Below are 11,335 nucleotides of genomic sequence, written 5' to 3'. Positions count from 1 at the left end.
AACCATTTAACGGTAAGCGTTTTTTTCATTTGTCGTCTTTACACGTTTTTCTTCTATTAATATAGGTAGTTCATAACCTATTTAAGAAAAGGTTTATAAAGGGATATTTCCATGCCTTTTCTTAGGTAATGCTTTTTTCTTGTTTTTTAGCATTTCCAATGCACTAGCGATACTTTTTCTCGTATCCCTCGGGTCAATTACATCATCAACAATGCCATTAGCTGATGCGACGTAAGGATTGGCAAAGCGTTCGCGATATTCATTTATTTTTTCTTGCCTAAAGGCCTCCGGATCTGTACTTTCACTAATCTCTTTTGCAAAAATGATATTGGCCGCTCCAGCTGGTCCCATAACCGCAATTTCTGCATTAGGCCAAGCAAATACTAAGTCTGCCCCGATTGCTTTACTGTTTAAGGCAACGTAAGCCCCACCATATGCTTTTCGAAGAATCACGGTAATTTTGGGAACCAAAGCTTCCGAATAGGCATATAAAATTTTCGCTCCATGCCGGATTATCCCGCCATGCTCTTGTTGAATTCCTGGGATAAACCCACTCACGTCTTCAAATGTAATTAAGGGAATCTTAAAGCAATCACAGAATCGGATAAAGCGAGCACATTTGTCAGATGAATCAATATCAAGGCCACCAGCCATCATCTTCGGATTATTTGCGATAATACCGACTGTATCACCGTTTATACGGCCAAAGCCAACGACAATGTTTTTAGCGAATTTCGGCTGAACTTCCATGAAATTTTGATCATCGACAATTAAATGAATCACCTTACGCACGTCATAAACCTTCGTTCCATCAATCGGGACAACATCAAGAAGTTCATCGATTCTTTCATCTAAAGGAATTTTATTTACTGGCTCTTTGTAAGGTGGCTTTTCTTCATAGTTTGATGGCAAGTAGCCAATTAATCTCCTGACTTGGTTTAATACATCTTCTTCTGTTGGTCCAGTAAAATGGGCATTTCCACTTATTTTGGAATGAACGGACGCGCCACCTAGATCCTCACTATTAATTTTTGCTCCCGTTACCGACTCAATCACCTTTGGACCTGTAATAAACATTTGACTTGTTTTTTCTACCATGAAAACGAAATCTGTAATCGCAGGAGAATAAACAGCCCCCCCGGCACAGGGTCCCATAATCACGGATATTTGTGGGATTACGCCTGAATAAATGGAGTTTCGATAGAAAATGTGTCCATATCCGTCTAGTGATAAAACACCTTCTTGAATTCGTGCTCCACCTGAGTCATTTAACCCGACTATAGGTGCTCCATTCTCCGCTGCTAAATCCATGATTTTGGTAATCTTCGTCGCATGCATTTCGCCAAGGGCTCCGCCAAAAACAGTAAAATCTTGAGCAAAAAGGAAAATGAGGCACCCACCAACCTTACCGTATCCTGTAATAACCCCTTCTCCAGGAGCCTCACTTGGTCCATATTCAAGGCCGCGATTTTCTATGAATGGGTTTATTTCAACAAATGTCCCTTCATCCACTAATATATCGATACGCTCTCTAGCAGTGAGCTTCCCGCGTTCATGCTGGGCATCAATCCGTGTATAACCGCCCCCCAGCATCACTTTTTCCCGTCGTTCTTCCATGATCTCAATTTTATCGAACATATCCATGCTGTGAGTCCTCTCCTATCATGTTTAAATTTTATTGCTTATGCTGTTTTTACGAGGAACAAGGGCTGACCATATTCAACAACCTGACCGCTTTCCACAAAGATTTCAACAATTTCACCACTAACCTCCGCTTCCAGCTCATTCATAAGCTTCATGGCTTCCACAATACATAGCACTGTGTCTTCCTTTATTTGATCACCCACTCTTACATAGACATCAGAATCAGGTGATGGAGCCGCATAAAATGTTCCCACCATTGGGGAAGTAATTTTATGAACCGATGTTTCCTCAGTAGTTGTCGATGGTGTTTGTATTCCTTCCTGTTTTTGAATGGGGGCGGCTTCCACTTTCACAGGTGCAACAGGAATAGTCGCTGGGACTTGTGTTTCTTCGATAAGCGTTACTTGTCCGACATTCACTTGTTTACTAATCGATATTTGCTGCTCATTTTCACCTTTAATCGTTAATTCTCCAATTGAAGAACGGTCCACTGCCCGAATTAATTCTTTAATGTCATTCATTTTAAACATAATAAAAACTCCTTCTATAATTAAAATTTTCTGTTATTTTTTCTTACTCATTTCAGATTTCTCAGTCCCGATTATCCGGTCATTCTCATCAACAATTACAAAAAATGTTTTTGCTCCATTACTTAGTGGAAACCGTTAAATCATTCATCTCTAAAAATTTCGTGTTAAAATTACCAGCTTTAAAATCCGGATGTTCTAATAAGCGAAGGTGGAAAGCGATTGTTGTATCAATTCCTTCAATTACGAACTCGCTTAAGGCTCGCTTCATCCTTGCAATTGCTTCTTCCCGATTCTTTCCATGTACGATTAATTTGGCAATCATCGAATCATAAAATGGTGAGATCGTATATTCTGGATAAACTGCGCTATCGACTCGGATTCCAAATCCACCTGGAGGTAGGTATAATCGAATTTTCCCAGGGGATGGCATAAAGTTTTTATCAGGATTTTCGGCATTAATCCGGCATTCGATGGCCCAGCCATTGATATGAATATCTTCTTGTTTGACAGATAGCCTATGACCTGAGGCAACTAGTAATTGTTCTTTGATTAAGTCTACTCCTGTTATAAGTTCTGTAACTGGGTGTTCAACTTGAATACGGGTATTCATTTCCATAAAGTAAAAGTTTTTATGTTTATCTAGTAAGAATTCAATCGTCCCTGCACCTGAATATTGTACGGCCTTCGCGGCTTTTAATGCCGCCTCACCCATTTTCGTCCTTAGTTCTTCATCAAGTGCAGGGGATGGCGCTTCTTCAATTAGCTTTTGATGACGTCTCTGGATTGAGCAATCACGTTCCCCTAAATGCACGACATTGCCAAAGGAATCACCCATAATTTGGATTTCAATGTGTCGAGGCTCTTCAATGTACTTTTCTAAATAAACACCTGCATTACCAAAAGCAGTAGCTGCTTCTTGCTGCGCCATTGAAATTGCTTTTTTTAATTCTTCCTCGCATTCAGCGACCCGCATCCCTTTTCCACCACCACCAGCAGTGGCTTTAACAATAACGGGATACCCGATACTTCTTGCTATAAACTCAGCTTCCTCAATATCTTCAATAATCCCATCCGTACCTGGAACAATTGGTACGCCAGCGGCTTCCATTGTTTCTCTCGCCACCGCTTTCGCCCCCATCTTACTGATTGCCTCAGGTGATGGTCCTATAAAAATGATATCGTTTTCAATACATGTATTGGCAAACTCCGCACTTTCTGCTAAAAATCCGTAGCCCGGATGGATAGCGTCTGCATGTGATACTTGAGCAACCATTAACAAATTGGTCATATTCAAGTAGCTCTTGGATGAAAGGTGTGGTCCAATGCAATAGGCTTCATCTGCTAGACGTACATGCAAAGCTTCACGATCTGCTTCAGAATACACAGCAACCGTAGATATCCCCATTTCCTTACACGCCCTAATGACACGGACAGCAATTTCTCCTCGATTAGCAATAAGAACCTTTTTAAACATATCCAGTTTCCTTTCCAAAAGTGTTGTCTATCAATTATTCCATTGATAGCAGAATTTTTATTGAGAAGAGATTCACTTCTTAATCAGGAGTAATACATGTTTTATCCCGGATCTGTTTAAGAGAATACTAGTACTTTTTTAATTTCTTTCGTTAGAAGCTGGATCACCAAACAAATCCCCAACTTTAGAGTCAGACACCCCGGCTAAATGCTTAGTGGCACCTGAAATTCCGCAAGCAATGGACAAATCAGGGTTTACGACTTTTCAAGTCTGTCCGATTTGAAGAGAATAATCTCAGTATTCGGCACCTGAATATCCGCCAATTCCTGAAGAGGTTGTGTTCCATCAATTCGGGTCGGCAACAAGCTATAAGATTGGATTTACAAATCGCTTCATGGCAAAACCGCTTCAAAAATCCCAAAGACTTTTAAGTCACCTTCACTGTTTTTCGTCTATACTTCACCCACTTTATCAGCCCCTTTTCTTTACCTCTTTTCTCTTGAAAGCCATAACCGCAATGGTAATAATGATTTGAAAAAGAAAGTGATCGGAACAGGAATACCATCATAACCAGAATGACTCCTATTTGTTAGAAAATTGGGTTATCATCCACTATTGCAATCGCCAATTCTTTGATTTTTCCTTTTTACACTGCCATGCTGCAAGGCCCTAACTCGCGCACAAGTAAACCTTTCATGTTTGCAAGCCCATTTGCAGGTTTTTAATTGGTTCATTTTGAGTTTTTTCTATGCTTTAAGCAGATTTCCGGCAATAACAAGACGCTGAATCTCTTGAGTCCCTTCATAGATTTGGGTGATTTTAGCATCTCTCATATATCGTTCTACAGGGTATTCCCTTGTGTATCCATATCCTCCGAATACTTGAACAGCCTCCACCGCAACTTCCATGGCGGTGTCTCCAGCAAAAAGTTTGGACATGGCAGAGTGAAGTCCGTAAGGAACTCCTTGATCCTCACGCCAAGCTGCCTGATATGTCAATAAACGGGCAGCTTCAATCTTTGTGGCCATATCGGCTAATTTGAATTGAATAGCCTGAAGTGAGCTAATCGGTTTTCCAAATTGGACGCGATCCTTTGCAAATGCGACAGCTTTATCAAATGCTCCTTGAGCGATTCCAACAGCTTGGGATGCGATTCCGTTCCTCCCCCCGTCGAGAGTCATCATGGCAATCTGGAACCCTTCACCCACTTGGCCTAAAAGATTGTCCTTAGGAACGCGGCAGTCCTCAAAAATGACCTCTGTCGTGGCGGAAGAGCGAATTCCTAGCTTTTTTTCCTTCTTTCCTACCGAGAAACCTGGGAAGCCCTTTTCCACAATAAACGCAGATATGCCTTTATGCTTTAGTGCCGGGTTGGACTGTGCGAAAACGATATAAGTGTCGGCATAGCCTCCGTTGGTGATAAAGATCTTCGATCCGTTCAAGACCCATTCATCTCCGTCTTGAACGGCTGTTGTTCTCATTCCACTGGCATCAGATCCGGATCCAGATTCCGTCAAGCAATACGCACCCATGTTTTTTCCTTCCGCCATTGCCCGTAAATATTTTTGCTTTTGATGTTCCGTTCCAAACTTGTAAACCGGCCATCCGGCTAACGATGTATGTGCGGAAAGTGCGGTCCCAATTGAAGCGTCCACTCGAGACAATTCCTCCACCGTTATCACATAACTCAAATAATCGGCACCTGCACCTCCGTACTCTTCTGGCCAAGGTATGCCGCATAAACCAAGTTCCGCCATCTTGTGCCAGATCTTGATATCAAAATATTCCTCTTCATCACGTTGAGCAGCAGTAGGTTCACATTCGTTTAGAGAAAACTCTCGCACCGCTTTTTGCATCATCTGATGTTCCTTAGATAATAAAAAATTCATTAATAGTCCCCTTTTTTGATTTTATTATTCCAAACATGATTTCTTCTGAAATACTATGTAAGCCTTTATCATCGTAAATCTATAAAGATACTACTTTTAAAAGCTCCAAACCTTGTCAAGTATAGGACTTTAATGCTCTTTACACTTTTTGTTCGATAAGCTTTCGGGAATAGATGGTTACCCATTTCCTTGGCAGCAATCCCACAGATTTAGCCATGAGTTTATTTTTAAAGCCTGGAATGATGACAGTTTTATTCTTCATTAACCCTTCATATCCGCACTTGGCAACAACTTGAGGTTCTATTAAGTTCTTAATGAAAATTTTTGTTCTTGTTGAAGCCAACCCTTGCGTAAGCGGCGTTTTGGTTGAAGGGGGACATAATACAGAAGCTTGAACTCCGGTTCCTTTAAGTTCTTCCGCAATTGCTTCCGTAAAGAATAAGACGTAAGATTTGCTGGCCCCATACATCGACATCCGTGGGGTTGGCTGAAAGGCTGCTGTTGAAGCAACGTTTAAAATTTTACCTTGCTTTCGTTTCACCATGTCATCCGCAATAAGTCTAGTCAAATAAGTGAGAGAGATCATGTTGAGCTGCAGGTATTCCATTTCTTTTTGAATATCCAATTCCGTCATCAACCCTAATCCGCCAGCTCCAGCATTATTAATCAAAATATCAATGTCGATTCCTTCGCTTTTCAAGTATCGATACAAGCCCCCTACCGTTGTATAACTGCTTAAATCGCCGGCAAAAGTATTCACTTGCACGCCATATTCCTTTTTTAAACTCTCGGCTTGTTGGTCCAACAACACCGAATCTCTGGCAACTAATACCAAGTTGTAACATTGCTCTGCAAAAACTTTTGTGAATTCATATCCAATCCCTTTTGTAGCACCAGTAATCAAAACCGTCTCTGCTGACATTTATCATTATTCCTCCTAACGTTATTATCTATTAAATTAGAATATTAAAAATTTTTAAAATATTTTATACTAATGATTATACTTATAAGTTTTAATTAAATAAAATTAAAATTTTTAATATATAAATTATTCTTATTAATATCAAAAGAGATAGCCCAGAAAAAAGAGAAGCCTCTTCGTCATTTGGACGCCGGGCTTCTCCTTTTTTTATAAATCCAACTATCAAAATTTAGTCACATCAATAGGTTCAATTCCTTCAGCCGCGCAATGTTCATAGTATCTTTTCAGGAATGTTTCCCAATTGTCTCTGGCAACAATTTCTCCTTCTTCACCCAAATAGTCCAATGTTCCTTCTACAATATTGAAGGTGATAACATCTTCATCCCCTACAGCTATCGGCGTATGTTTGGAGCCTGCAGGCTCATAAACCATGTCACCAGGTTTGGAGATCCAAGGCTCCTCGAGATATCTCCAAGTCCCTTGGACGGTATACACAATCACTGTTCCAGGATGGAAATGGGCAGGAAGCTGCATTTTCGCAGGAACACTTAATAACGTAACCGTCTGTCCTGTAACAGGGTTGGCTTTTAGCAATTTAAATTTCGCATCTCCAAAATATGGAACCCAAGGTAATTCATCTACACTAACATTACCTGCATGAAATACTTCCACTTCTTTTACATCTTTTAAATTACTCACTTAAAATCCCCTCTTTCAATTGATATTTATTAAATTCAGTATATTCATAATTATCAATTAAGTAAAATCGTTATTTTTTAATTGCAATTAAGTATGGTTAATTTACGCAACCAAATGAAATTTACTTAGCCCCAAGTCCACCATCAAGAGTCAAAATATGTCCAGTACAATAATCAGATGCTGCTGAAGCAAAGTATAGGAGTGCACCTACCAAATCATTGTCACTACCTAATCTTCTAACAGGAACTTGTGAGGCAATGAAAGGACCTGCTTTGTGTACAAGTGTTCCCGGTATTTCTGGGTTATTCATTCCTGTAGTGAAAACTCCAGGAGCAATTGAATTTACATACACCCCATGTCGGCCCCACTTAACTGCTAGATCCTTCGTTAAAGTCATGACTGCACCCTTACTGGTTGTATATCCGACAGAATCCACAGCTTCCGGGTCAACTCCTTTAAAGCCGATACTAGAAGAAATATTAATGATTTTACCGTATTCGTTATTAATCATATGTTTTCCAACTGCCTGACACATCAAGAATGTTCCTGTCACATTTGTATCCAGCATAGCTTGCCATTGTTCTAAAGGCATATCAGTAGCAGGAGACTCAAAAACTGTTCCGCTGCTGTTGACTAAAATTTCGATTTTCCCAAAATAAGAAATCGCTTTCTCTACACCTTGAACGACAGATTCCCGATCCGTGACATCCAATGATAGACCAAGTGCCTGTCTTCCTAACGCCTCAATTTCCTTTACAACTGCTTTGCAAACCTCTAAACGCCGTGAACATACAACAACGTTTGCTCCGGCTTCTGCCAACGCCAGTGCCATTACACGACCTAACCCGCTGCCGCCTCCGGTCACGATTGCTGTCTTACCATTTAAATCAAACAATTGGTTCAATGACATTCTAGTTCCCCCTTGTTTTTTTGAATATTCAAAGATTTTAAAATATTATTGATATTGATTATACTAATAAATTATAATTAAATAAAATTAAAGATTTTAATGTGGTAAGTAAGTTTTACTAATATTAAAAAAGGAGAACAGTCATGAATATTGAACAATTACTATATATCGTAGAAGTCGCAAAATACAATTCTCTGTCTATTGCAGCACAGAATCTACATGTGACTCAATCCAACATCAGCCAGTCCATAACCAACTTGGAAAAGGAGTTGGGGATTAAAGTTCTTAAGCGGTCACGGGGACACGGCGCTGTCCCAACCGATGAAGGAAGAATCATTCTGAAACTCGCCTATGAAATACAAAAAAAACTTGAGGAAATAAAAGAGACTGCTAACTTATTGAATTCCACGGAAGTGGGGGAACTAAAAATTTCGTCATTACCTGGACTGATGACGTTCCTGGTAAAAGCGATAGCATCATTTAGACATGATTATCCGTACGTAAATTTGGAGGTTTCCGATAAAAGTGGATCTGCTGTAATTGAAGATGTTCGACAGCACAAGACTGACATTGGACTGATTACGTATTCACGTGATTTGAACATAAACATGGAAGGAATAGCTTTTGAAGCATTAATCGAAGGGAAGCAGAAAGTATATGTTTCTAAGCATTCTCCCATAGCCATCCTTGGTACTATAACTCCGCATGATATACTTGATCAAACTCTCGTGACATATAAGGGTGAATTTATGCAGTATTTTGTACAAGAATTCTTTCATAAATATAAGCCCTTGAAAATCTTATTTACATCAAATAATATGGATGGAGTTCTCCAAGCCGTCAATGAAAATTTGGCAATTACATTTGCGCCTGATTTCGTAATGAAAAACTATCCCCTTATCATTAATGGCGATATCGTTCCAATTGATTTGGTGTATCACCCGACTGTAAATATTTCTTTAGGATTAGTTCGTTCAGAGAATAAGCATTTGTCCAGTTTTGCCAACAAATATATTCATTATTTAAAATCAGAAATCATTAAGAATTAAAAAAGAAAAAAAGAGAAGGCTCTTCGTCTCAAGGTGGCGAAAAGCTTCTCTTTTTTAAAATCTATCTCTACCCTAACAGAAATTAGCAGTGTTACCTCTCTACCTTTTAATAGTAGCCTTTTGGCCATTTTTTGAAACTCATTTTCTGCTTCAAGGAATTTGATTCACGCTTCGGCATTCTTAAGTTGACCCTCTGCAAACAGTGGACTGGAAGAAGGGCGACTTATACTTCCTTTTCCACTGTGTTCCGTAAGAAAAGCCTCCCTCACCAAACCCTTTCAAAGGTATCATACCATTTGATGTAGACAACACTTAGGTTGTTCCTTACCAATTATTTCGAAAGTAAATCCATGTTCAAAGAAAATTCGAGAGGGGTATTTCCCCTTATTACATCCCTTAACAGCTTTTGTTTTAAATTCATGATTTTAGGAGATAGCCCGCTCTGAAGCACTTATGATAGTAAGATTCTTTTTAAGTTCTTTAATCTGAAATTCAGAGTATATATATTCTTTCTCATGGAAATCCTGCTTCCATACTCTTTAAACCTATTGAACAAAAAAACCCGGATAAGGGACACTTTTTATGTGTGTCCATTATCGGGGGTATAGTTCAAATCCTGTTACGAAACTACTGAATTATCATTCCTCCACTTCGATATGATCATCAGCGTAAGTCTCGGTTATCTTATCCTGACAACTCCAGCACTTGCTGCGATTTCGCTCCATAATAGCTAATTCTTCACGACACAATACACAACAGTCCATCTCAGAAACGGCCTTTTCATTTTTACACATAGTTTATTTCCCTCCTTGATTCACCTATTCTATACAATAACTTGTTCCTCAGGTTTTATCTGGTTTTGGTTCACAGGACGGACAATGGCCCAAAACAATAATCCGATTACGAACATAACCAAAGAAGTTACTTGGAAGCCATAACCATATCCAATTGCCTCTGTTCCAGCATACTGGATAAAATACCCGAATATGAGTGGAGCAATAATGCTTGTTGAACTTGATAGGGCCACATAGGTCCCTTGAGCCTTTCCAATGTTTTTGGGTGAAAATAATTCCATTAATATGGCGGGTGCGAGTGAAAGAATAACAATTGCAAAACCCGGAGCAAGGATGAAGAATAGAATGGAAATAGAACTAGAATTAAAGGCATTTGCAAGAAATAAACAAATAGCGGATAACACCATCGTAATCCCTGCAACATTTATTCGTGCTTTACGAATATCTCCTGTTTTGCGATAAAGCCAATCCGATAACAAGGCAAAGACAATTTGACAAAGGGCAGCAGAAAGAAAAGGTAAAGACACTGCAAGTTTTAACATTTTTCCATCAAAACGTTTAATTTCGGTAAAATATGCAGGAAACCATACCGCTTGAACGGACAATAACCAATAGGCACAGCCTGCACACAAAACGATAAAAATAAAATTTTTAGATAATAGATACGGAAGAAATTGACGCCAAGAAACATTAGAAGAAATTATTGAGTGCTTATCTTCTTGATCAAAAGTATACGAACCAATTTCTTTTGGGCTTTCTTTTCCAAGAATCAACCATAAAACTAGCACCACTAGTCCAACAATTCCCATTGCTATAAAAGCAGATCTCCATCCATATCCATTGATCAAGGAGATTAATAATGGCGAAGCAATCGCGGGCCCGATTGTTGCCCCAAAGAGAACAGCACCAAAGCCTATACCATGTCTATGTTTAGGAAACCACTTTCCTATTATTGAAGTTGATATAGCAACTGCAGGACCTTCTCCTGCTCCCAAGACCATTCTTGTTAAAACTAGCAGCGACAGACTGGAAACAAAAGGAGTGGTAAATTGAACAATCAACCAGATAAACGAAATCCAAGTAAACATTTTTTTCGTATTTCTTGAATCGGCCATTCCCCCTAGAATGAAAGATGAAAAGGTAAAGAACCAAAAAAACGAACTCCCGACAATTCCCCATTGTGAAGGACTTAAATGTAATTCTTTCATTAGAGGAACAGAGACCAAACCAATGATAATTTTATCAACCTGGTTGATCATACCTGAAGCTACAAGAATTAATAATATGATCCAAGAATATTTAGGTGTTTTCAAATTAATAATCTCCCCTTCTATTCCGTTAACATGAATCAATGGTGTTTTAAAAGTTTATAAAGGTAAATCTTGCGTGTTTAACCTTGTCTAAACTCTTTATATTTATTAATC

At 39.1% G+C, this 11,335-nt stretch carries 9 protein-coding genes and 1 pseudogene; 1 reads left to right on the top strand and 9 read right to left on the bottom strand.

From position 1 onward, the window contains the following. Window positions 1–93: 93 nt before the first annotated feature. From NYE65_RS22920 to NYE65_RS22885, 8 genes and pseudogenes are all read right to left on the bottom strand, one after another. Entirely contained in the window at window positions 94–1,644 is a 1,551-nt protein-coding gene (locus tag NYE65_RS22920) for an acyl-CoA carboxylase subunit beta (RefSeq protein WP_336059122.1), read from the bottom strand. A 38-nt stretch (window positions 1,645–1,682) separates the two neighbouring features. Next, on the bottom strand, window positions 1,683–2,174 hold the full coding sequence (gene accB / locus NYE65_RS22915) for an acetyl-CoA carboxylase biotin carboxyl carrier protein (RefSeq protein WP_098866363.1): 492 nt from the start codon (window positions 2,172–2,174) through the stop codon (window positions 1,683–1,685). Between the two features lie 118 nt (window positions 2,175–2,292). Beyond that, window positions 2,293–3,648 (bottom strand): acetyl-CoA carboxylase biotin carboxylase subunit, encoded by a 1,356-nt coding sequence (gene accC / locus NYE65_RS22910; RefSeq protein WP_340861781.1) that lies wholly within the window; start codon window positions 3,646–3,648, stop codon window positions 2,293–2,295. Window positions 3,649–3,764: 116 nt separating this feature from the next. Further along, window positions 3,765–3,942 (bottom strand): annotated as a pseudogene (locus tag NYE65_RS22905) (FAD-binding protein); the annotation flags it as partial. A 452-nt stretch (window positions 3,943–4,394) separates the two neighbouring features. Further along, window positions 4,395–5,537 carry an acyl-CoA dehydrogenase gene (locus NYE65_RS22900; RefSeq protein ID WP_340861780.1) on the bottom strand — a complete coding sequence of 381 codons (1,143 nt, stop codon included), beginning with the start codon at window positions 5,535–5,537 and terminating at the stop codon, window positions 4,395–4,397. A gap of 139 nt (window positions 5,538–5,676) precedes the next feature. Continuing rightward, the gene (locus NYE65_RS22895; protein ID WP_328177839.1) at window positions 5,677–6,459 is read right to left on the bottom strand and encodes an SDR family NAD(P)-dependent oxidoreductase; all 783 of its coding nucleotides are present in this window, start codon (window positions 6,457–6,459) and stop codon (window positions 5,677–5,679) included. Between the two features lie 222 nt (window positions 6,460–6,681). Beyond that, entirely contained in the window at window positions 6,682–7,158 is a 477-nt protein-coding gene (locus NYE65_RS22890) for a 2,4'-dihydroxyacetophenone dioxygenase family protein (RefSeq protein WP_063593142.1), read from the bottom strand. 121 nt (window positions 7,159–7,279) lie between these two features. Next, complete coding sequence (locus NYE65_RS22885; protein ID WP_340861778.1) at window positions 7,280–8,068, bottom strand: SDR family NAD(P)-dependent oxidoreductase; 789 nt, start codon at window positions 8,066–8,068, stop codon at window positions 7,280–7,282. Window positions 8,069–8,211: 143 nt separating this feature from the next. Here NYE65_RS22885 and NYE65_RS22880 point away from each other — a divergent pair, with 143 nt between their 5' ends. Further along, entirely contained in the window at window positions 8,212–9,117 is a 906-nt protein-coding gene (locus NYE65_RS22880; protein WP_328177841.1) for a LysR family transcriptional regulator, read from the top strand. 823 nt (window positions 9,118–9,940) lie between these two features. Here the strand turns inward: NYE65_RS22880 and NYE65_RS22875 are convergent. Continuing rightward, complete coding sequence (locus NYE65_RS22875; protein ID WP_328177842.1) at window positions 9,941–11,224, bottom strand: MFS transporter; 1,284 nt, start codon at window positions 11,222–11,224, stop codon at window positions 9,941–9,943. Between the last annotated feature and the right edge of the window lie 111 nt (window positions 11,225–11,335).

This window comes from Peribacillus sp. FSL R5-0717 (assembly GCF_038002945.1).
GTDB classification, from domain to species: Bacteria; Bacillota; Bacilli; order Bacillales; family DSM-1321; genus Peribacillus; species Peribacillus frigoritolerans.
This window is presented reverse-complemented; position numbering and strand designations above follow the sequence as displayed.